At 44.5% G+C, this 20,394-nt stretch carries 23 protein-coding genes and 1 pseudogene; 10 read left to right on the top strand and 14 right to left on the bottom strand.

Translation table 11 applies throughout. From position 1 onward, the window contains the following. The 5 genes from ybiB (at nt 1) to BOQ04_RS02295 (ending at nt 3,940) form a co-directional block, all read left to right on the top strand. On the top strand, nt 1–921 hold the full coding sequence (ybiB, locus tag BOQ04_RS02315) for a DNA-binding protein YbiB (RefSeq protein WP_076023125.1): 921 nt from the start codon (nt 1–3) through the stop codon (nt 919–921). A 148-nt stretch (nt 922–1,069) separates the two neighbouring features. Continuing rightward, a complete protein-coding gene (locus BOQ04_RS02310; RefSeq protein WP_420875812.1) occupies nt 1,070–1,537 on the top strand; it encodes a nuclear transport factor 2 family protein in 468 nt (155 codons plus the stop codon). Further along, complete coding sequence (locus tag BOQ04_RS02305) at nt 1,503–2,123, top strand: nitroreductase family protein (protein ID WP_076023123.1); 621 nt, start codon at nt 1,503–1,505, stop codon at nt 2,121–2,123. Before BOQ04_RS02310 ends, BOQ04_RS02305 begins: the two co-directional genes overlap by 35 nt. Nucleotides 2,124–2,163: 40 nt before the next feature. After that, nucleotides 2,164–2,592, top strand: a complete 429-nt coding sequence (locus BOQ04_RS02300; RefSeq protein ID WP_076023122.1) for a PAS domain-containing protein — start codon at nt 2,164–2,166, stop codon at nt 2,590–2,592. 91 nt (nt 2,593–2,683) lie between these two features. Then, the gene (locus BOQ04_RS02295; RefSeq protein WP_233126604.1) at nt 2,684–3,940 is read left to right on the top strand and encodes a chloride channel protein; all 1,257 of its coding nucleotides are present in this window, start codon (nt 2,684–2,686) and stop codon (nt 3,938–3,940) included. Here the strand turns inward: BOQ04_RS02295 and BOQ04_RS02290 are convergent. The 6 genes from BOQ04_RS02290 to BOQ04_RS10790 all read right to left on the bottom strand — a co-directional run bounded on the left by BOQ04_RS02290 (nt 3,937) and on the right by BOQ04_RS10790 (nt 7,683). Then, on the bottom strand, nt 3,937–4,434 hold the full coding sequence (locus BOQ04_RS02290; RefSeq protein ID WP_158025470.1) for a PqiC family protein: 498 nt from the start codon (nt 4,432–4,434) through the stop codon (nt 3,937–3,939). The two genes, BOQ04_RS02295 and BOQ04_RS02290, sit on opposite strands and share 4 nt — an antisense overlap. A gap of 81 nt (nt 4,435–4,515) precedes the next feature. Beyond that, a complete protein-coding gene (locus BOQ04_RS02285) occupies nt 4,516–4,713 on the bottom strand; it encodes a hypothetical protein (RefSeq protein ID WP_076023121.1) in 198 nt (65 codons plus the stop codon). Between the two features lie 128 nt (nt 4,714–4,841). Beyond that, a complete protein-coding gene (locus BOQ04_RS02280; protein ID WP_076023120.1) occupies nt 4,842–5,951 on the bottom strand; it encodes a linear amide C-N hydrolase in 1,110 nt (369 codons plus the stop codon). A gap of 21 nt (nt 5,952–5,972) precedes the next feature. Continuing rightward, nucleotides 5,973–6,845 (bottom strand): hypothetical protein, encoded by an 873-nt coding sequence (locus BOQ04_RS02275; RefSeq protein ID WP_083657479.1) that lies wholly within the window; start codon nt 6,843–6,845, stop codon nt 5,973–5,975. Between the two features lie 17 nt (nt 6,846–6,862). After that, entirely contained in the window at nt 6,863–7,447 is a 585-nt protein-coding gene (locus BOQ04_RS02270) for a hypothetical protein (protein ID WP_198929268.1), read from the bottom strand. 11 nt (nt 7,448–7,458) lie between these two features. Continuing rightward, nucleotides 7,459–7,683 carry a hypothetical protein gene (locus BOQ04_RS10790; protein ID WP_198929267.1) on the bottom strand — a complete coding sequence of 75 codons (225 nt, stop codon included), beginning with the start codon at nt 7,681–7,683 and terminating at the stop codon, nt 7,459–7,461. Nucleotides 7,684–7,883: 200 nt separating this feature from the next. Here BOQ04_RS10790 and BOQ04_RS02265 point away from each other — a divergent pair, with 200 nt between their 5' ends. Then, the gene (locus BOQ04_RS02265) at nt 7,884–9,677 is read left to right on the top strand and encodes an amidohydrolase (protein ID WP_083657478.1); all 1,794 of its coding nucleotides are present in this window, start codon (nt 7,884–7,886) and stop codon (nt 9,675–9,677) included. 68 nt (nt 9,678–9,745) lie between these two features. On the opposite strand, the pseudogene BOQ04_RS02260 reads toward BOQ04_RS02265, so the two are convergent. Next, nucleotides 9,746–10,336 (bottom strand): annotated as a pseudogene (locus tag BOQ04_RS02260) (amidohydrolase family protein); the annotation flags it as partial. Between the two features lie 136 nt (nt 10,337–10,472). After that, nucleotides 10,473–10,643 carry a hypothetical protein gene (locus tag BOQ04_RS10785; protein WP_198929266.1) on the bottom strand — a complete coding sequence of 57 codons (171 nt, stop codon included), beginning with the start codon at nt 10,641–10,643 and terminating at the stop codon, nt 10,473–10,475. A gap of 38 nt (nt 10,644–10,681) precedes the next feature. Between BOQ04_RS10785 and BOQ04_RS02255 the strand changes: the two genes are divergently transcribed. Continuing rightward, complete coding sequence (locus BOQ04_RS02255) at nt 10,682–10,996, top strand: hypothetical protein (RefSeq protein WP_143742137.1); 315 nt, start codon at nt 10,682–10,684, stop codon at nt 10,994–10,996. A 114-nt stretch (nt 10,997–11,110) separates the two neighbouring features. Here BOQ04_RS02255 and BOQ04_RS02250 read toward each other — a convergent pair. Beyond that, nucleotides 11,111–12,246, bottom strand: a protein-coding gene (locus tag BOQ04_RS02250) for an IS3 family transposase (RefSeq protein WP_143742136.1) whose coding sequence is annotated in 2 segments (ribosomal slippage) — nt 11,111–11,985 and nt 11,985–12,246 — 1,137 coding nt in all. Because the reading frame shifts where the segments join, the coding sequence is not laid out codon by codon here. Between the two features lie 150 nt (nt 12,247–12,396). Between BOQ04_RS02250 and BOQ04_RS02240 the strand changes: the two genes are divergently transcribed. Next, the gene (locus tag BOQ04_RS02240; RefSeq protein WP_076023116.1) at nt 12,397–12,675 is read left to right on the top strand and encodes a hypothetical protein; all 279 of its coding nucleotides are present in this window, start codon (nt 12,397–12,399) and stop codon (nt 12,673–12,675) included. A 38-nt stretch (nt 12,676–12,713) separates the two neighbouring features. Here BOQ04_RS02240 and BOQ04_RS02235 read toward each other — a convergent pair whose 3' ends face one another. The 4 genes from BOQ04_RS02235 to BOQ04_RS02220 all read right to left on the bottom strand — a co-directional run bounded on the left by BOQ04_RS02235 (nt 12,714) and on the right by BOQ04_RS02220 (nt 16,459). Further along, nucleotides 12,714–13,922 (bottom strand): tyrosine-type recombinase/integrase, encoded by a 1,209-nt coding sequence (locus BOQ04_RS02235; RefSeq protein ID WP_083657477.1) that lies wholly within the window; start codon nt 13,920–13,922, stop codon nt 12,714–12,716. A 221-nt stretch (nt 13,923–14,143) separates the two neighbouring features. Further along, nucleotides 14,144–15,106 carry a CsgG/HfaB family protein gene (locus tag BOQ04_RS02230; RefSeq protein WP_158025469.1) on the bottom strand — a complete coding sequence of 321 codons (963 nt, stop codon included), beginning with the start codon at nt 15,104–15,106 and terminating at the stop codon, nt 14,144–14,146. Between the two features lie 120 nt (nt 15,107–15,226). Beyond that, on the bottom strand, nt 15,227–15,652 hold the full coding sequence (locus tag BOQ04_RS02225) for a hypothetical protein (RefSeq protein ID WP_143742135.1): 426 nt from the start codon (nt 15,650–15,652) through the stop codon (nt 15,227–15,229). An 18-nt stretch (nt 15,653–15,670) separates the two neighbouring features. After that, nucleotides 15,671–16,459: a hypothetical protein gene (locus tag BOQ04_RS02220; protein WP_076023113.1), complete on the bottom strand. Its 789-nt coding sequence runs from the start codon at nt 16,457–16,459 to the stop codon at nt 15,671–15,673. A 163-nt stretch (nt 16,460–16,622) separates the two neighbouring features. Between BOQ04_RS02220 and BOQ04_RS02215 the strand changes: the two genes are divergently transcribed. Together BOQ04_RS02215 and BOQ04_RS02210 are read left to right on the top strand one after the other, a co-directional pair. Beyond that, complete coding sequence (locus BOQ04_RS02215) at nt 16,623–18,527, top strand: sensor histidine kinase (protein WP_076023112.1); 1,905 nt, start codon at nt 16,623–16,625, stop codon at nt 18,525–18,527. Further along, complete coding sequence (locus BOQ04_RS02210) at nt 18,524–19,240, top strand: response regulator transcription factor (RefSeq protein ID WP_076023111.1); 717 nt, start codon at nt 18,524–18,526, stop codon at nt 19,238–19,240. Before BOQ04_RS02215 ends, BOQ04_RS02210 begins: the two co-directional genes overlap by 4 nt. Here the strand turns inward: BOQ04_RS02210 and BOQ04_RS02205 are convergent. After that, on the bottom strand, nt 19,237–20,064 hold the full coding sequence (locus BOQ04_RS02205) for a hypothetical protein (RefSeq protein WP_076023110.1): 828 nt from the start codon (nt 20,062–20,064) through the stop codon (nt 19,237–19,239). The genes BOQ04_RS02210 and BOQ04_RS02205 overlap by 4 nt on opposite strands. Between the last annotated feature and the right edge of the window lie 330 nt (nt 20,065–20,394).

Genomic DNA, 20,394 nt, shown 5'->3' with positions numbered 1-20,394 from the left:
ATGAGCATCACACAATTTCTAAAAATAGTCGGTAGGGGGAGCAAGGGTTCTGGTGACCTCACTCGCGAGCAATCCCAAGAAGCTTTCTCCCTCATCATTTCGGGCCAGGTCAGTGATTTAGAGCTAGGTGCATTCTGTATTGCAATGCGCATCAAAGGGGAGTCAGCCTCGGAATTAATGGGATTCATGGATGCCCTTCTGCCCGAACTCACCCTGCTAGATACCGGGACCAGACCAACCATTGTGCTACCAAGTTATAACGGCGCCAGAAAACAAGCGAACCTGACGCCATTATTAGCAGGTCTAATTGCGGCAAAAGGTCTGACTGTTCTGGTCCAGGGTATCGAGCATGACCAGGCCAGAGTGACCACCTATGAAATATTTCACTCTCTCGGTTGGCCCATCCTTCATCATACGAAAGATCTTGGCTTATTCATTGGTGCCCAGCTTCCCATCTTTTGCCCACTTAAAGTCATTTCGCCAGCGCTGCAAAGACTCCTTGATATACGCGAGCAGATTGGATTGCGCAATACTGGACATGTTCTAGCTAAACTGATTAATCCAACGATACACAATAGTTGGCAAATATCAAACTACACTCATCCTGAGTACCCCGCAAAACTCAAGGAATACTTCCAACTGAAATCGGCGAATGCGATTTTAATGAGAGGTAACGAAGGCGAGCCAACTGCCTCCCTGCAACGCTTGCCAGAATTACATTTTTTAGCTGCCGATGGCAGTACTTATAGCAGCCAAGAGGAGCGCTTTAGCGATAACAATCCTTTTGGAGAGATTAATGCTAATTTAACTGCGCACATTACTTCGGAAATTCTCCTGGGTAAACTGCCCTGCCCTCAATCCATCCTGAAGCAAGCAAACTACATCACCATTCACGCCGGGGGTCGCCTAAGTCCATGTTAAAACCATTGATCGTTTACTAAATCTTTTTACTAACTCGAAAAAAGGGAATGTAATTCATTGAGGTATAAATACACCAAAATAAGATTTTGAAGGCTACTTTAGGCATATCTCGGTATATCCTTATGGGTAACAAAAGATCGGAGCCAATTTGGAACAAAAAGCACCCCTCCCACCATTTACCAAAGAAACCGCCATTAAGAAGATCCGCTTGGCTGAAGATGCATGGAATACGCGTGACTCAGTTAAGGTATCCCTGGTTTACACGGAAGATACTGTGTGGAGAAACCGCGCAGAATTTCCCAAAGGACGCGAACAGGTTAAAGAATTTCTAAAACGCAAATGGGCTAAAGAATTGGATTACCGACTCATTAAGGAACTTTGGGCTTTTACAGATAATCGGATCGCCGTTCGCTTTGCCTATGAATGCCACGATGATTCAGGTAACTGGACACGTAGCTTTGGTAATGAAAACTGGGAATTTAATGAGCATGGTTTCATGATGCGGCGCTTTGCCAGCATCAATGATCTGCCAATCAAAGAATCAGATCGTAAATTCTTTTGGCCTTTGGGTAGAAGACCGGATGATCATCCCAGCCTTAGTGACTTTGGCTTTTAAGAATGAGGTGGGCAACGTGAATGATCTTGCGAAAACCTTTATTCACAGCCGTCAGCATATTTCTCCAAAAAGGCTGGTCACTCCCGGCCCCTCGCCAGAACAAAAAGCTGAAATCATCAGCGCAGCTAGCGCAGCGCCAGATCACGGCCGAATTACCCCCTGGCACTTTTATGAAGTAAGTGAAGCTAGTCGTCAGCTATTAGGGGCTGTATTTGCAGATGCCTTGATTGAGAGAGACGCGTCAGCAAGCCCGGCGCAGATATTGGAGGCCAAAGAAAAGGCATTTCGCGGCCCCCTGTTATTTTTGGCCACCATAAAACTAGACAACCGGCTTGATGCGATCCCCAAGCAAGAAAAGATAATCTCAGCTGGTTGCGCTATTCAGAATATGCTTTTAATGGCAAATGCACTTGGGTTTGGATCAGGTCTATCTAGTGGCAAAGCGCTTTATAGCGAGAAATTACGAAACCTCTTCTCGTTGCAGACCGAGGAAGAGCCGCTTTGCTTTATTACAATTGGGACCATTGCTTCACATAAGCCCATTGTAGAGAGGCCGAATGTCAGCCAGTACAGCAGTATCTTTTAAGCATTCCGAAAATCGATCATCTTAGAAAACAACAATTTTTATGAGTACAAATATTAATTTTGAAGTACTAGTTCGCTCAATTGGCGATGGCGTTGTCATCTCAGACGCTAAAGGTGTAATTATTTACTGGAATCCAGCTGCCGAGAGGATATTTGGCTTTACCGAATCCGAGGCGCTAGGGAAAACCTTGGATCTAATTATTCCTGAACGCTTAAGAGCCCGTCACAACGAAGGTTACGACCACTCCATGGAAACAGGTACCACTCGCTATGGTGATAAATTATTAACCGTTCCTGCCTTACATAAATCAGGTAGCCCCCTATCCATTGCTTTTACGGTTTCCATGATCTTTGATGAGCATAGTAAAGCTTCTGCAGTAGCAGCCATTATTAGGGATGACACAGCTCGCTTCACAGAGGAACGTGCGCTGCACAAACGCATCATGGAGCTTGAGAGCGCAATTAAATAATGTCGTTCTTGAGAAAAAATTGATCTACGCTCGCTTTCTAATCACCCTAAAAAAAGAATTTCTTAATTGGGGTTTATGGGCAGGCAGAACAATGGTTCTAGCTTACGCAGCATTAGCTGGCTTAACGATTGTGGGCTTTACAAAACTTGCAGAGCTTGCCTTTGCTTACTTCTTACATTTTCAATCTCAATCTTTTTGGCTGCCATTAATCTGGACTCCGCTTTGCACTGTTGCGATTGTTTATCTAACTCGTAAATTTGCGCCTGGTTCGGCAGGCTCGGGCATCCCACAAGTGATCGCAGCGCTTGATCCAAAATGCCCCGTTTCACAGAGAAATCAGTTTGTCTCCTTAAGGCTGAGTTTTTTTAAAGTCATTTTGACTGCAGGAGGCTTGCTGGCAGGCCTATCACTTGGCAGAGAAGGGCCTTCGGTGCAAATTGCAGCAGGCATCATGCGTAATGCGCGACGCTGGCTACCTTCTACCGCCCAGATATCAGAAGCCTCACTTATCATGGCTGGGGGTGCAGCAGGTATAGCAGCAGCCTTCAATACGCCACTTGGAGGCGTGATGTTTTGTATCGAAGAACTCTCCAAGTCCTTGGAGCAACGCAGTAATGGCCTCATGATTGCATCCATCGTATTGGCCGGGCTCATGGGTATCTCAATTGATGGTAATTACACTTACTTTGGGGTAATCCATGTGAGCGACTTCAATCTACTACTGATTTGGCCAGCTACTTTAGTGATTCTAGTTAGCGGGATCCTGGGTGGGCTATTCTCAAAAATCATCATTGCCTCCTTGCGTTTTAACAAGGGTCTTCTAGGCTACTTTCGCATCAAATCCCCACTGCTATTTGCGGGAGCTTGCGGGCTGATCGTTGCCGCAATCGGACTTCTCAGTAATGGCGATACTTACGGAACGGGTTATACCCACACCCAAGCAATTATTGCTGGCTCTGAGTCCACGAGCTATTTATTTGTACCCTTCAAAATGATTGCGACATGGCTCAGCACCTGGTCGGGCGTTCCTGCAGGGATATTCGCGCCATCACTCGCCATTGGCGGCGGAATTGGTAACGCGATCTCAACCACTCTTTCTCTACCTCATGCGCAAATCTTTATTGCGATCGGTATGGCGGGATTTTTAGCTGCAGTGACTCAGGCCCCCCTCACCTCATTCATCATTGTGATGGAAATGATTGATGGTCACGGCCTGGTCTTAAGCCTAATGGCGAGCGCCTTAATTGCAGGCGCAATTTCCAGAATGATCAGTAGACCACTCTATCCCACTCTTGCCAAAATGCAGCTATCCAAACTTCCCAGATTAAATCAGAGTAAGCTGCATTAACGAAGGGCACCTGAGAGAGCAATATCTTTACTGACCTTAGCAAACGCCCGGCTTTGAGCGGCAACCAAAGCATTAAATCCCTCGCCAGCTACAGATTCATGCACCAAGGTTCGACCGACTGTGGGTTCATTATGACCTGCTTTTGTTGATTTAATTGTCCACAATGCATCAACGATTACCTCATCCCCAGGCTTACTCTCTAGCGTTTGAACGTCTATAAAAACCTGATAATCGTATTTTGTTGGCGTGCTTTGTGAAAAACTCCAGACATTTGGAGCGCCCAAGTCTTGCGCGATATTTGCAGTAATGATGCGGCTAATATTGCTATTGAGGGAGCCAGCCCAACGATGGTACTCATTTATTTGCACCTCATTTTTACCAGTTTGGCTGATTAGTTGAGGTCGATCATTTAAGGCGGGCACAGTAATAGGACCAACAACTATACGCACATCATTCGCCTTTGCTGGTGCTGCAGCAATAGGCTCAGCACTCAAAAAAATAATATTTGCTTGAAGGTGATGTACTACAGGCACTGAGTGCAAGAGTCAGAAAAGCCGCTATTAAAAGTAAACGCATTATTTCGCTCCTTGGGATGGTTTACCAAACAGCAATGACTGCGGTTGTTGATCGAGCATATCAGATAGTGTTTTTAAGGAATCGGCAGCCTTGGTTAAAGAGCGCAAAGAATCCCGAAGATCAGTCTGTAATGGAGAATCACTTGCAGTCATGCTATTTACATTCTTTAAAATTGGATTTTGAAAATGAGTAGTCATTTGAAGCCCTTTACTGATAACAAAAAACCACCTGGAGGTGGTTTATTTGTGTGAAATTAAAGCGCTGCATCGTTATAGGCGAACAAACTAAATGCCATTAAAAATGAAGCGCTTCAATATCAACTGCCTTAGTTAATCTGAATATAGGTCTGTGGAATATTTACTTCGTAGTACTTAATATCCTTGGCATTGACATCAATCTTTTTCAGATCAAACGCCTGTACATTCGTATTACCAAACATCTTAATGTAATAGACCCTATTTTTCATATCGCCAACAATAGTCCATTCGGTAGTTTCAACTCCACCTGCACCACCACCGTAGGCATTGGTTGCTGGCAATGTAATGGCACCTGGCGGAATGTCAAAGCTACCTAAGATATGCCATGCAGTATTGAGCTGCTGAGTGGTGGAATAGTTTGTGGGAGCAGAGCTAGATAGAAACAGCGCACGAATAAAGCGACTTGGACTCTCATAGTCGCCGGGCAAGCCATGCAAACCGCTACCTGAGCTGGGTGGGCCATAGCTAGCACCGTTAATAACTAAGGCCGGACGCTCCATGCTAGATAAGTTAGCATAGTTACCGATATTGTTTAACTGGTCACGAAAGACTGGGTCATTTGTCATGACCGTAGTTGGATTGTCAGTCATCACCAATTGGCCTTTGATGTACTCAATCACAAGACTCTTACCATTGGCATCATGCAAAGTCATGCGTACCGGAGCGGTCTCATTGTGAAACTGTGGAATCGTTGAGCGATTCACCTTGATCTTCTCGAAGCCAGCCCTTGCTTCCTCAACTGTTGCAAAGCTCGTTAAAGCGTATGTAAGGATTTGAGCAGAACTAATGCTATTTGCTGAATCAGCTGGAGCTACGGCTTGGAACTGGGCTGTATTAGGAGCATTGAGTAAGCCCCCAACAAGACCCTTCTCATTCATACCATCAAGCAAGACTGGCAAATGCAAGCCATTCATACCAGCAACGGCATACTTTGCATCCCAATTCAGACCCGTTCCGGGTTTGCCATCAACGCCTACGCCAAGCATATGCAAGTTACGTGGAATCACCATTAATTGGGATTTGAGGGCTAAGCCAAATTCCATTGTGCGGCCATAAACAAAGCCGCCATCATTGGCTTTGAGCATGAAGCTAGTACAGGCATTGCCAAGCAATGGTGTGAATACCAAGGCAAGCGATAAAGAGCCTGCCACTATTTTTTTCATCATTCTTGCATTCATTATTTTTCCTCGGAATTGAAATTATTTAAGAATTACCAGTGTGATTGTTGCACGTGCACCCCAACCTGAAGGACCTCCAGGCGCATTGCTTACATAATAGATCGGACCAGCGGCAAAGGAGACTGGCACACCATCAAATACCTCAACTTTGGAAACGCCTGCATAAAGTGGATTAGTCGTGCGATGCGCATCATAGTTGTAGTTAGCCTCCATGTTGGATGAAAAGGTCCAAGCGCTTTTAGTCGTATAGGCAATAAATGGTTCACCAAAGAGTGCATTTTGAGTGCCATACATTGGATTGCCGCCTACACTCCATGATTGATATGCCAGGAGGCCATAAGTCCACGGACCATCGCGATTAAGAGCAATTGCTGTTACACCCGCTCCAGTTTGCTGTGAACCAAAATGACCGCTATTACCTGATGGTGATTGGGCATAAGGTCCAACACCCCAAACCCATGAGGAACCTGTTTCTGGGGCATAAAAGGATTCCAAGGTAACGCTAGCAATTCCATAGCCAGAATAAGGATGGCCATTGGCACCTTCAATACTGACTTCCCTCACCCCAGCGATGATCGGACGCACAATGAAGGTATCACCTCCACCCAGATTAAAGGGGGCTACTGGTTGTAACAGGGCTGTTTGCTCAGAACCGCCTTGATTTTTACCTAAGCCACGGCTGAACTCATACTGCAGCGGTACAGAAATCATATTGGCAATTGGATTTGCTAATTTTTTAGCCACATCTTCTTTATCTACTGCCGGTTTAGCCATTGCAACGGAATTAAGGCTTTGCACATCTGTAGCCTGAACAGTCACATCGGCAGCCAAAACAGCACCGCTCAGACTGGTCGTCAATAATGCAACAGCAAGGGCTTGGGAATATTTATTCATAGCAATTGTTTGTATTTTTAGAAATTAAATGTTGCAGATAGTTGCGGGCCTTGGAAGGTCGTTTTCTGCAAGAGGCCTGCACCATTAGTTTTTGAGCTATCCATGTCGTAGTACAAATTACGGTACACCAAGGACACGTCTATCCATTTATTAATAGTGGTACCAACACCCAGCATCGCCTGCCAAGTGAGATTAGTAGTGCCACCACCGCTACCAATATCAGCATAAAAAGGGATGTACCAAGTTGAGTCGGCAATCCGATAACGGCCTTTAAAGCCAACTATAGGATCTGCTGTAGACATTGCTTTTGAATCTACGACCTGTTGAAGTGGGCCACCAAAACTCGCAGCCAGTCCGAGAGTAGCGGTCATTCCAACCCATCGAACACCAAGCAATCCATCGACATAAGCATCTTGATTATTCAAAAAAGTATAGGTTGCCGCGCCCGTCACAATCGTTGCTTGAACCGTCGCTTTGTCAGACACACTTACAACCATGCCAGGTGCCGGAGATACTGGAAATGAACCATCTTTTTGTAAAGTAGCAGACACCATGTCGCCCATGATCCCCCAGTTGCCATAATGAGCTTCACCCGCGATCATTCCACCGGACTTCAGGTTGCTAATAATATTATTGGTGTGACATGGGCCGTATCAATATATCGATCCTTGTAGCTTAGGGTCGAATTAATAGACGGCAGCCAAGCATATGGAGTAACTGAAAAACGCCATTGATCGGCAACCTGAGGTATTGGACTCACATCCTCAGCACGAGCAAGTGATGCGCAAATGACGGCGAGCGATAAAAATGCAAATAAAACTCTGAGAAGCCGCAGCATACTAAATCCTATAATTAACTTACAAAAGTCCCATAATAAAGATGATGAGTGACGTTTGGGGCTCAACTAGGAGAAATACCTACTAGATAGTCTTTTTTGACGACTCAAAAAACAACAAATCCTTTATATTCTCAAGAGGAGTGCATGCATCAGCATGAAGCAAAAAAATTCTTCAATAAATCATTTCAAGGGGTGTACACGTGGGTTTTAAATCTAAATTGATTTATCTGGCTGCAGCCAGCCTTCTATCAAGCGCTGTATCTGCCACCCAATTACTAGAACCCCCCTCTTCACCACACATCTCGAATGTGACTGTCTTTTTAGCCAAGAAGGTAGTCACTATGGATCCAGCTATACCAAGCGCGACTGCAATTGCCGTTGCAGATGGTCGAATTCTGTCCGTTGGCACTTTAGAGGAAATGAAGCCGTGGACTGATCGCTACCCCACCTCCATTAATAGACAGTTTGCAAATAAGGTGATCTACCCTGGTTTTATTGAGGCGCACGCACACCCTTTGCTCGCAGGCATACTATTTAATCAACCCTTATTAACACCCTCCCCCATGCCAAACCCATGGGGACCAGCCTTTCCAGGCGTACCTAATTTACAAGCAGCGATAGATCAATTAAAAAAATACTCGCTTGCCATCAAAGATCCAGGCCAAACGCTATTGGCGTGGGGTTACGATGTAACAGCAATGGGCAAGACGCCCGATCGCCAATTGCTTGATCAAGCATCTACAACGCGCCCTATTATTGTGTGGGACAACTCTGGCCACAACATGTATCTCAATAGCGCTGCAATCGCGCATTATCAAATCACACCTGAAAAAGTAAAAAATATTAAAGGCGTTGGTCTTGATAAGGATGGCCAATTGAACGGTCAATTTTTGGAGATACCAGCCATCACTTACATTCTCAGTGTTGCTGGTAAAGATATTCTCAAACCAAATGAAATTCCGAACGCTTACCTCTACATTAATGATTTAATGCAGCAAGGCGGCATCACTACTTCAGGAGACCTGGCTTTTGGGACTCTGAGTATTGAAGCGGAAACTAAGGCCATTAAGGCATTCACCACCTCTCCCGCTGGTGACTTACGCATAGTTCCGGTTGTCTATGCGGATCCTTTCATCCAAAAGTATGGTGCTCAAGCGATTCAAGAGGCGAGTAACTTACAGCAACAAGACAACGACCGCTTAATTTTTCAAGGGGTCAAGTTTTATAGCGATGAAGGCTACCTACCTGAAACCATGCGCATGGAACATCCAAGCTACACCAATGGCACTATCGGTGCATCAAACTTTAAAAGTGCGCAAGATTTTGCAGATGCAATGAAGCCTTGGTGGAATGCTGGCTTTCATATTCATATTCATAGCAATGGAGATGTAGGCAATCAAAATACCTTGAACGCATTACAACTACTTCAGGATCAAAAGCCTCGATTTGATCACCGTTTTACAGTCAATCACTTTGGCATTCCATCTACCGCTATGGTCATGAAAATCAAAGCGCTTGGTGCAGTAGTGAGTGCCAATATGTCCTATATCTCAGAGAGAGCACAATTAGAGTACACCGCATTAGGCTTCGATCGCGCCTCCTATGCAACCCGCCTTGGAACGCTCGTGCATGCCGGCGTGATTACCTCAATCCACTCCGATGCCCCTGTATCAGCGCCAGTTCCACTTCGGGAAGTTTGGTCGGCCGTTACCCGCAAGGATGTCTACAACGATGGAAAAATTTGGGCGCCCGCAGAAGCAGTCTCTGCCCATGAGGCGATGAAGATGATCACGATTAACGCCGCACTTACATTGGGGGTTGAGGATAAGGTTGGAACCATTGAGGCCGGTAAATTTGCAGACTTTACCGTTCTAGATGATGATCCTCAGACTGTACCAGCAGCTAAGATCAAAGATGTCCCCATCGTAGCCACGGTATTAGGCGGCAAAGTCGTGCCCGTATCAGAGACAAAACATCCAAGACCAATAAATTAGTGCTTGCCGCAAAAGAGACAAAGAGAAACCACCCGAAGGTGGTTTTAGTTGCTTAGGTCACATCTCACTTAATGACTATGCACCACTTTCAAAGCAGCGCCCGCTAAGTCTTGGTGTTCGGTTGGATCAATTGCTTTAATCTCCTCTAAGAACTTAGCGGTATCAATTTTCTTGCCGCCAAGCCAAGCGCCCTGCACCTTCACTTTGGCAGTAATTTCTTCAGGCTTCACAGCAGTCAGGTCTGCCGAAAGCTCTACTAAGTCAGCATATTTACCCACTTCAAGTGAGCCAATTTCATTATCACGCTTGAGTTGATATGCACCATTGATAGTGGAGGCCTTCAATGCTTGTTCCATAGTGACCGCTTGATCAGCACCATGCACTTTTCCAGAATCGGTTGTGTGGGTCACCATATGCTGAATGTTTCTTAAGGTATCCGGTGGAGATACCGAACCATCATTATGGAACGTAGTATGGATGTTCGCCTTAAAGGCATCACCAACACGCTGCCATTCTGATCCCAGTTCAAGTACAAACATCGTGCCATCTAATAAATCACCCCAATAGATATATTGGAATGGAGCTAGTGAAACAGTGACACCCAGACTTTCTGCACGCTTAAATTGATCCGCGCGGGCAGCGCCTAAGTGTTCCACACGCCAACGGTGATCAGTGCCAACTCAAGCAATTGAAATAGCCTTGGATGTGTCTAAGTACGATGACGAAGAGTACTGGGGTGGCTATACCTACACAAACAAGGATGCCGCTAGAACTGCGCGACGGATTTAATCCAACTCAACTTAACTGAGTTAGAGCTTGCTGCCCTGCTTTAATCTTCTGCCTAGCCCGCTCTGCTTTAACAGCTTCTTGATCACGCTTTACGCGATCCTTCATTGACTTCAGTCTAGCTTGCTCTGGACTTAAGGGCTTAATTGGAGGTTTAGTGGTAATTTCGTTAAAACGCATATAGCATTTATCAAAGTACCTTTCGGAGGGCTCAGATATTGCATACATTGCACAACATTACCGTTTATGAGTTAGCGATTAACAATCCTGACTTGCATTCGGAGTATCTATCTCTAGTAAATAATCCAATGGATTTGATACGAGAGCTTGCCAATAAGAATTCTAAGTTGATGCCATCATCGAGCCTGACTGAGCGATATGCGACCAATAGCAATGAAGCCTATTTAGAGTTGATTTTGAGTGATGACTCCAATAACTACTGCTCAAATATCTATATCCATAAAAACAATCAAAAGTTTGCTGTTGGAAATTACGGTAGCGGGAAGCTCACCACTGCAGCCAATGGTTGGTAGCTGGGAATAAGACCACTATGGCCATGTGCTTGATAGGCCAAGGTCCATTTACGGACATCGGGGTGACTAATCTCAAATAAGTAACTTACCCGCTTAAGACTGTAGTATCCCCCGTCAAGCCGACATTCCTAAAGTGTTGTTTTCTGCCTTTGCTCGATAGTCTCTAGGCGATATTCTGCCAAGGGAACTGTGTGGTCTTTCTTCGTTATAAATCGTGATCCAGTTTTCTGTAATTTCACGTACCTCCCTGAGGTTTTCAAATAAGTATGCATTGAGTACCTCATGACGGTAGGTTTTATTAAATCGTTCAATAAATGCATTTTGCTGTGGCTTTCCGGGTTGGATAAATTTGAGTTCAATCCCTTTAGATTCACACCAACCCATAAAGACAGCAGACCGAAGTTCACTCCCGTTGTCCAGGCGTATCGCCTGAGGTAGGCCATGGATCTCTTCCAATTGCTCTAGGGTTCGCACTACTCTGGCTGCTGGCAGGCTAATATCAATTTCAATAGCCAAGATCTCGCGATTAGATTCATCAATGACATTGAGGGTCCTAAAAGGTCTGCCGTAATGCAGCGTGTCATACATAAAATCGAGCGCCCACATCGAGTTGGCTTCGGTCGGGGCAACAAGTGGAACCCTTGGCATCTTGGGGATACGCTTCTTAGTTCTTCTGGGTAAGTTCAAGCCCATCTCCTTGCCCCTAAAGGGACTTCCTTTGGTCGTAATACGCCATACCCGCTTGTGATTCCATTCATAGCCATGGTTGCGCATCCAATCAAAGCACAATCTAAAACCCCAGCGACCATTCTTGGCGACCACCTGATTAAGCACCTCAATGACGGGCTCATCAGCTTTAGCCCTACTTGCTGGGCGCTCGTAATACGATGACCTAGCTAGCCCCATGTGAGCGCAAGCTCTAGTAATGGGTACTGCTTCTTCGCCAACCAGGTAATCGACTGCCTCTCTTTTACCGGTTGGCGCTAGAGCTTTTTTTCGATAAGGTTCTTTAGCGCTCGGTTATCGTGGGTCAGTTCAGCAACCATCGTTTTATATTCTGATAGCTGCTGCTCTAGCTCCTTAACCCGTTTGAGCTCAGAAGCTTCTAGGCCGCCGTATTTAGATCGCCACTTATAAAAGGTGGCGCCACTAATCCCATGCGTGCGCAATATGTCTGCCATCGCAATCCCGCCCTCGGCTTCTTTCAAAATCCCAACGATTTGGGTCTCTGTAAATCGTGACTTCTTCATATTGATTCTCCTGTTGTAAATACTGCCATAAACAACAGAAAACTCAACTTCTTAAATGTACGAATCTAAGGGGATACTACAGATGTTTTAACCCCTGCCGCTCAAGCTGGTTTCAAATCGATCATGAATCGAAAGGATGTCATATTCATTATGACTAGCAATAACTTGGATCAGATTGATAAAGGCATTCAGAATCGATCAGTTTTAATTGATATGAATGTTCCACCTATTAACGACTGGCGGCCTATCTTGCCTCGAGTATATGAGAATGCCGGCTTACCAGCGCCGCCCGATGCCGTTCTTGATCAAGTAGTTCAAGCTGGCAGAGGTTCAGCTCGAAGTATTTTTTCCGACATTGTGATGAGTGTTAACCAAGAGGTAAGAGAAAAACACGAAACCCACTTAATCACCCTCAAGGCATGTGGCTAAGCAAGATGTAGCGTCGGGTAAAACCGACACTACATGATCTACCCTGCCAATCTTTCTGCACTAAGCATTGGGGTTAGTTTGCTGTAATGGCGCTCAATCATCCCTACGCTGGTTCCCATTTGCTTTGCTAGCGTATGAATATCAACTCCTTCTTCCAATCTAAATGTGGCATAAGTATGACGTAGGTTATATAAGGTCCTATTCTTACCAGCGGCATCCTTAAACAAACCCGATTCAACCATTAAGCGTTCGAACACGCTATCTAGGCTATGAGGGGCATCCCCTTCGGGAAACACAAATACCTTTCGGTCTAACTTGGCTTCAATCACTGCATCGAGATTGGCATAAGGCAAAGCCTGCCAAGCAATTAGCCGCTCTAAAGCTTCAATCACAAAATGTCGGGCAATCAGATACCTAGGCCCAGTTTTGCCCGATACCCAGACTCTTAAGTAGCACTGCTCACCTATCCAATGCCACTGCAGAGACTTCCAGCGGATTGGCATACTCTCAGTGCCCTGCCGTATCCCTGCGCCCAGCAAGAACTCCACATAAACCCGGCAAAGTCTACGCATGTGGTTACTGCGTTGATTACGGCCAAAACGCTCCCAGTCCCGCATGTATTCCAGCAAGTAATTGATCTCTTGGTGGCTAAAGGCTGGCCTGATCTCTGCCCTATCGGCAGCAACCTCCAACAATGGAATGGTTCGATGCCGGTGAATTAATCCCTGATCCCTGGCTCGCTCTATTACACGCTTATATAGACCAGCATGGCGCCTTTGTGTATAAGACTTTGGATCCTTACCCATCTGAGATCTGCGCCAAGCCGCATAGTCATCTACTACTTCCTGGGTAATGTCATTAATTTGATAGGCGCCAAAAAATGGAATAAGGTACTTGGTGTAGATATGAATGTAATCAACATGAGTACGTTTATTGGGATTGGCATTGACTATTCGGGCAGCTGCAGCAAGCTCTTGCGTGGCTAATTGACGAAAGGTCTTGGACTTAATGGCTAGATCACTGGCTAGCTTGACCTTCACAGTTTCGTAAATGGCGATGGCTTGGGTGGTGGCTTCGGCAATCTGATCTGATCCCGTGCTAGCGGAATGCCAAGCCCCTGTAGAGAGCTTAAATCGACATTGCCACTGGTGACTATTAGGTCTTTTATAGAGGGTCAGAAGGCCATCAAGGAGTTTGATTGGCTCTTCAGCGATAGTAGAAGCAAACAACAGGGATAAATTATTCATTACAAGCGTCTCGTTACGTGACACTTGTAGCTTAATTTCAGATTTACGTTTGGGCGACCTGAATGATTTAGAGTCGGTTAAACCGACACCAAGACTTCAAAGGGTGCGAATGGTCAATGCTGATGCAAAGCAGCCATCACCCTACTTGCTAATGGCAGACTCAATACGACCCATAGGCGACCTTGGTTTTTATTTTTTCTAGCTCAATCAATACTACAAACTTACTTTGAAAATTGTATGATTTCCTGCTTATTTAATAAAAAATCAGTCCCGCCTGAACCATCGGGAGTTAGCGCCTTATTAGGCTGATTTGCACTATTACTCGGGTTATATGCATTCGGAGAGACTGCCCTCTGAATGGATTGGTCACTCAAATCCTGATTTTGCTCTGGCGGTGTAAAAGATTTTACATTTGACTCTTTGGTGTTGGCTACTGCAATCAAGCTTTGCTCATACTCATATGAAAGTTTGGCAGTTTTTGTATTCTCAATGGAGCCGTCGGAGACTTTGTCAATCAACTTTCTACAATCTGAGTAATCTCTAGGATTCATAATTTGAGTTAATAATTCAAAGGTTGCCAAATTAATCATCTGCCTTAATGCGAAATGGATTGCTTCCCGCTCTTTATATCCGGCGTTAACATTGAATAAGGTCACCCCTATAAAATTCCCCATTGCAACATTAAAGTCCGTAGCAAAGATTTGTTTTTGTAATGCTACATTAGCAATAATTTGACTAGTTTTCGAACTTGTTAGGGCTAAATCAATCCCCACCAACATTCGCATTTGACTATACGTGGGGCCCATGCCACCAATTTCAGTTTGAACTCCACCACCAGGCATGATGTCTAAACTATTAATACTCCCAGTAATGAAGTAATCCGACGGAATAATCCGTCTTTGGTCTTGCAAACCCCACTTCAATTCGGCCTCAAGGACTCTGGGATCCCTCCGGTTTAAAAGGCTTACACCACCCTCATAAAGGGCAGATTGCAACATATCACCAGCCCCTTGAGTCACAAATTTTCCGAGCCCTCCATCAGTTAACTGCTCCTTGCCAGTTTGATCAAGAACTGCCCCGACTGAAAAAGTAATATTTTTATTAACCTTAGGACGAAGACATATTAGAGCCCTATCGAATGGAGTTACGATATCTCTTATGGGAGGGCCTTTTACTAAGGGCACATCCTCATTACGTGTAGTAGTGATAATTGAATAGCCCTGACAGCCCGATAGCAAGACTGCCACAAAGAGCGTTATTAGGTAACATGGCCTTTTCCCCGTCATTGAAGACCGTTGTAAGAACTAATGACTAATTGTGCTCTGCATGCCACCACTACTACTCGTAGAGTTTGTAGTATTCAAACTACTATTATTTCCATTAATGGTAGCAGTTGGAGAATTCATTACTCCTACAGAAGTCGTGCTGTATGTGAGAGGATTGGTATTACTTGTTTGTGAATTATTTGTGGAGTTATTAACATAGCTACTGTTTCCAGAATTCACATAGTTTGAGGTGGCAGGGCCAAAACTACCATAGTAATCAGACTCCCGTAGTGCAATAGCATTAGCCTGCTGAATCATCACAGCTCTTGCGGAAGAGTCTAGGCTTGAGCCCCAGGAATTATTCCAATCATTTGAAGCACCAGCTGCAAAAACAGCTTGCGCCATACTCACCAGAACTAAGGTCAGCAAGAAACCTAGACATGATATGTGACGTGCTTTTTTCATGAGGCTCACTAAACAATATTAATGATGACCAGTTGATACGGCAGGTGTTGGTGCTGTAACTGTAATATTCCCAGTGTTCATTGCTCCAACAGAAGCAGCGGATATGCTTGTATTCGCCAAACTGATATCAGATGATGCATTTACCTTAACTTCAGATGAAATAGCACTCGTATTGATAGCTAAATTTGCTACGCTTGGATTAAAAGTTGCATATCCGTTAAGTAGCTCTAATTGACCAGCCGAAACTGACTGGCTATGCGAATCAAGACTAAGACCTTCAATGCTAAGGTTCCCTGCCTTGCCATTCGTGCTAGCCTGAGTAATATCGATATTGCCACTATTCATGGCACCAATAGATGTTGCACTAAAGTTGTTATCAATTGCAGTAGCGGTGATATTGGCACTTGCAGTAGAAGCAGTAGAAGCAATATTATTCGTTGTACTAGAGTTCCCAGCCCCACTCAATTGATTTATTTTGCTCTGAGAAAATTGATTGCTTAAATCATTTGTATTCGACTGTGAGCTGGTTAAAGTTTGAGTAGAGGTTGCCCAGGCGGATGCACCCGAACCACCAGTGGTGATATTTGCACCCGTAATATCTACTCTAGACTTAATATCCGCTGTATTAATTGCAATATTACTGATATTTCCGCCCTGATAGGATGCAGCAGAGAGTAAATCCGTCACTTGATCCGTTACATTAGTGACTAAACCTGAATAATTACTATTACTGTCAGCGTTCGCTATTCCAATACTTAATAGCATCAGTAAGGCCGCTACGCTGGTAATTGCTTGATTTTTTTTCAATTTGACCCTTTAAGTTTGGCGATACATAAACCACTTACGTTGTTTGTCTTTTTACAGGAACATCATTTATGTTCCTCTCACTTCCTCTCATTCAGCTCCATAAATATGAATTCCTTTTTCAATGGGGTCGAAAATGTTGTTTTTATGAAATAAACTAGGTCCCATGAAAAAGGGATCAATCTGGAATATAAGCAAATACCTGCTTTGCTACTTATTCGCAGTGGCAGCCTGCTTGGTGATTGCTGCAGAAGCAACTGCTGGTAGTCTTAGTACTCCAAATTACCGTATTGATTACTGTCAAGCAAAGACTGCGCCAGTAACAATTGAGCAGGCTATTCAATGCGATTACCAGCCCAATTACTCCCCCTTAAATTCCGGTCTTGCCGAGTCGCCCCGCTGGATACGAGTACAAATTTTTGATCAACCAATCGATAGAGCTGCTTTTGCCATTCGGGTGGGGCCTTATTTCTTAAAAAAAATTGAACTCTTTCAACTCACCAGTAAAGGCTGGACATCTCAAAAAGCAGGCAGCCGATTAGCTAATGATGGGTCCCATAGGGATATTGGTGCACACCTCTTCATTGCGTCTCCCACTCCAGAAAACCACAATACTTACTATCTCAAAATCGATGCCTCCAGCCTAACTCACATAGTAATTTCAGCGTCTTCCTGGCCAAGTTCTGGAATACAAGTTTCAGAGCGACTTCTGGGCATTGGCGCTCAAGTTGGCATCCTCTTTGCCATCCTGGTTTTTTCAATCGTGAGCTTTGGCCTAAATCCAAGTGCCGTTATGGCAAGATTTGGGGTCTCTGTAGCCAATCTCATCTTATGCACGCTTGCTGGAAGTGGCATTTTGGCGCTTTATATATTCAAGCAAGAGCCTCTACTTAATGGGCTCATATTTAATTGGGCGCTTTGCCTAAGGCTAGGGTTATGGGTTTGGGTATCCCAAGCTTTTCTATTACCCTACAAAACTCCGGGTTGGTACAAGCCCTCTTGTTGGACGATTTACATTTTGGTAGTTGCCTGCTTATTGCTGGTTGGCGCTGAGAAAAATAATATCTCCAACCCCCTCATGCTGATCGGCATCCTCATTGCACCGGTAGCTCAAATTATTGCCATCACCAAAACGCCTCATATAGAAAAATCATTTCAAATTGTTTTAATTGCCGGATTTTGCATATCCATTGTCCTGATTCTTTTAGCCGTGATAGCGGTACTATTCCCATTACAGGGCTATACCCAGACCCCTGTTTATCTAGCTCGCATCACTGACTTTGTCAGTCCTCTTGTGATGCTCTCGATTATTGTTTATCAAAATCGCCTGGTCCGCAAAGAGTTAGTAGAGGTGAAATCGGCGCTAACAGAAACTCGCCTAAGATCCGAGTTTGAGACCAAACTCCTCAAGGAGCGCACAACACTTATTGATATGCTCGCCCATGAATTAAAAAATCCCTTAGCCTCAATTAGTCTAGCGGTTGATACACTTGGCCAATCTATTAATACGAGCAACCCTAATGACCGGCAACGTTTACGCAATATTAACCAGTCGATACTAAATATGGATGCCATTATTGAGCGCTGCAGCTTAATGAATCTAATAGATCAAAAAACATTTCCGTTAAGACTAGAAGAAGTCAATATTAAGGGCATGCTTTCTGCTCTCATTGAAAACCGCCAAGGCAAACAAGCAGTAGATTTCAATGTAGATGACCATCTGAGCATTCGATCAGATCCGCAGTTTTTACAAATTATTCTGAGTAACCTCATCGAGAATGGTTTGAAATACTCACCAGCTAAGACCACGCTTAAAGTCATGGCCGAGGAATTGACTGGAAATACTGAGCCTAGGATTTGTATTTCGATTACCAATACCATTCATCCAGGCTTGGCACCAGATCCAAAATCTGTATTTGAGCGTTTCTATCGCCATCCCCTGGCCCAAAAAACCAGGGGTTCTGGTTTAGGGCTTTATATCTGCAAAGAGCTTTGTCATGTTCTTGGCGGAACAATTGAATATCGCTATATTACTAATGAAATCACTTTTCTTGTAGAGCTACCAGCATGAACAAGTCGTCAAATCCAATAAAGATTGCGATTGTTGAAGATGATGCCATTTTGCGTGAAGAATTAAGTCAATTTTTACAAGCACATCAATTAAAAGTCTATGAGGCGAACAATAGCCTTGGTTTAAATGACCTTCTACTTATGGAGGTTTTAGACATCATTATTTTAGACCTGAACTTACCAGGACAGTCAGGTTTGGAAATTGCGCAGTCTGTTCGAAAAACACATCCAAAAATTGGCATTGTAATACTCACGGCACGTACCGCATTGGCTGACCGCATCAAGAGTTATGAGCATGGCGCAGATATTTACCTTCCCAAGCCAACCCCATCCCAGGAATTATTAGCCGCAATTCATGGCCTATCAAGACGGGTTGTGGAATCAACACCTTCTGGCTGGATCTTGCAACTCCAATCAGGTCAACTCATCCCGCCAAATGGAGAGTCTAAGATCCCCTTATTAGCTGCTGAGTCCCTCTTATTGTCGACACTATCCCAAGCGCCCAATCATTGCCTAGAGTCAGAAAGCATTTGCGAAATACTCTCCGAACAATTAATGTCCGAGGCGATGACAAAGCGTTCCTTGGAAAATATCATCAGTAGATTGAGAAAGAAAATTCAACCTATGTTGAGTGGGGCAGAGAGCCGTATCATACGATCCGTTTGGGGCACAGGCTATCAGCTATGCCTACCCCTATCTATTGTTAACAGCTAGAAAAGTACCTTTAGGCTTGCGCCAACTGAGTTATATAGCGTTCTGTTGTTAAAAGGAATGCTCATAAAATTTTGGGTGTAGGTGTATTGATTGCTTCCAATGCTGTAACTTGCGCCTAGCCAAAGCTGATCAGTCAGTTGGCGACTAAGCTCCAAAGTGCCTGAATATAGATAAGATGATGATGCATACCCAGTAGTCATTAAGATCGATGGAAAATGTGTAACGCCAGCCGTAGCATTAATTACATATAAACCAATTTGCTTAGAAATTGTCCCAGATAGCGTGGGAGCGCCGCCATAGTCAGCATCATTCGTTGTTTCATTAATGCCAAGACTTGTTTGCCAGTCATTAGGGCCAATAAAAATTGCGGAGATCCCCAGGTTATAGGTGCTAACGCCAGCCTTAACTCCCAAATTGGGCTGAACACTTCCAAGTGCTTTTAATAAAACATCGCTATTAATAGTCCATATTTTGGCGGCCGATACAACAGGATTCTTAAACCCAGGTGTAGCCGCGTTGATATTCAAAGGATTAGAGACGATAGACTGAACATATAGATCTGAAATACCTACCGAGTAATTATCAGGCAATCCGATTGCAATTTTCTGCGCATAGTTATTATTGATTGAGTTCGCAGAATTCTTTAAAACAGGAGAATTGATGGTGTAATTCGTACGGATATTATCAATATTTGAGTCCCATTCAACTTGATATGGGCTTAAAAAGAAAGAAGGTCGGTACGGGGAAGTCTCACTGCTCTGTGCAAAACTTAGGCAGGTCCATGCAGCCAGTAGGCATAGCCAAATCTTTGAAGGTCGACACATGTGCTTTTAGAGTGGTAACAAAATAATATTAATAACTATAACCTGCCAGGCTAATAGCTCTCTTATCTGACTGCTTATGGGCTTCCGGCGACAGACTGCTCCTGGCCGTTCTCTGCCCCTCAAATACCTCTAATTACCCTGCCTCGAGCGTCCGCAAGGTTCTTTATAAGAGCCGCCTGACCGTCACGTAACAGGACACCTTAAAGTCGGGTCAAACATATACTAAAAGCTTTGCCCCGAGCCTTATGAGGTCATCCTGAGTACATAGTGCCCCAGGATTCTCCACGCTAGACCCAAGGCCACTCACTAACACCGGCCAAGCTCTGGCCA

The sequence above is a fragment of the Polynucleobacter sphagniphilus genome, from assembly GCF_001953355.1.
GTDB classification, from domain to species: Bacteria; Pseudomonadota; Gammaproteobacteria; order Burkholderiales; family Burkholderiaceae; genus Polynucleobacter; species Polynucleobacter sphagniphilus.
The sequence above is the reverse complement of the archived record's forward strand: the minus strand, read 5'-3'. Positions and strand labels throughout refer to the sequence as shown.

Coding starts and splice junctions, on each gene's coding strand:
- BOQ04_RS02270 (WP_198929268.1), bottom strand. CDS start 7,447: ATGATCGCGGGTGAAGCTCATTATGGCAACTGGGGGATCATGGGCGAC.
- ybiB (WP_076023125.1), top strand. CDS start 1: ATGAGCATCACACAATTTCTAAAAATAGTCGGTAGGGGGAGCAAGGGT.
- BOQ04_RS02235 (WP_083657477.1), bottom strand. CDS start 13,922: ATGAATAATTTATCCCTGTTGTTTGCTTCTACTATCGCTGAAGAGCCA.
- BOQ04_RS02280 (WP_076023120.1), bottom strand. CDS start 5,951: ATGAATGCAAGAATGATGAAAAAAATAGTGGCAGGCTCTTTATCGCTT.
- BOQ04_RS02295 (WP_233126604.1), top strand. CDS start 2,684: ATGGTTCTAGCTTACGCAGCATTAGCTGGCTTAACGATTGTGGGCTTT.
- BOQ04_RS02300 (WP_076023122.1), top strand. CDS start 2,164: ATGAGTACAAATATTAATTTTGAAGTACTAGTTCGCTCAATTGGCGAT.
- BOQ04_RS02305 (WP_076023123.1), top strand. CDS start 1,503: ATGATCATCCCAGCCTTAGTGACTTTGGCTTTTAAGAATGAGGTGGGC.
- BOQ04_RS02285 (WP_076023121.1), bottom strand. CDS start 4,713: ATGACTACTCATTTTCAAAATCCAATTTTAAAGAATGTAAATAGCATG.
- BOQ04_RS02275 (WP_083657479.1), bottom strand. CDS start 6,845: ATGAATAAATATTCCCAAGCCCTTGCTGTTGCATTATTGACGACCAGT.
- BOQ04_RS02210 (WP_076023111.1), top strand. CDS start 18,524: ATGAACAAGTCGTCAAATCCAATAAAGATTGCGATTGTTGAAGATGAT.
- BOQ04_RS02225 (WP_143742135.1), bottom strand. CDS start 15,652: ATGAAAAAAGCACGTCACATATCATGTCTAGGTTTCTTGCTGACCTTA.
- BOQ04_RS02205 (WP_076023110.1), bottom strand. CDS start 20,064: ATGTGTCGACCTTCAAAGATTTGGCTATGCCTACTGGCTGCATGGACC.
- BOQ04_RS10790 (WP_198929267.1), bottom strand. CDS start 7,683: ATGCTGCGGCTTCTCAGAGTTTTATTTGCATTTTTATCGCTCGCCGTC.
- BOQ04_RS02215 (WP_076023112.1), top strand. CDS start 16,623: ATGAAAAAGGGATCAATCTGGAATATAAGCAAATACCTGCTTTGCTAC.
- BOQ04_RS02240 (WP_076023116.1), top strand. CDS start 12,397: ATGACTAGCAATAACTTGGATCAGATTGATAAAGGCATTCAGAATCGA.
- BOQ04_RS10785 (WP_198929266.1), bottom strand. CDS start 10,643: ATGCGTTTTAACGAAATTACCACTAAACCTCCAATTAAGCCCTTAAGT.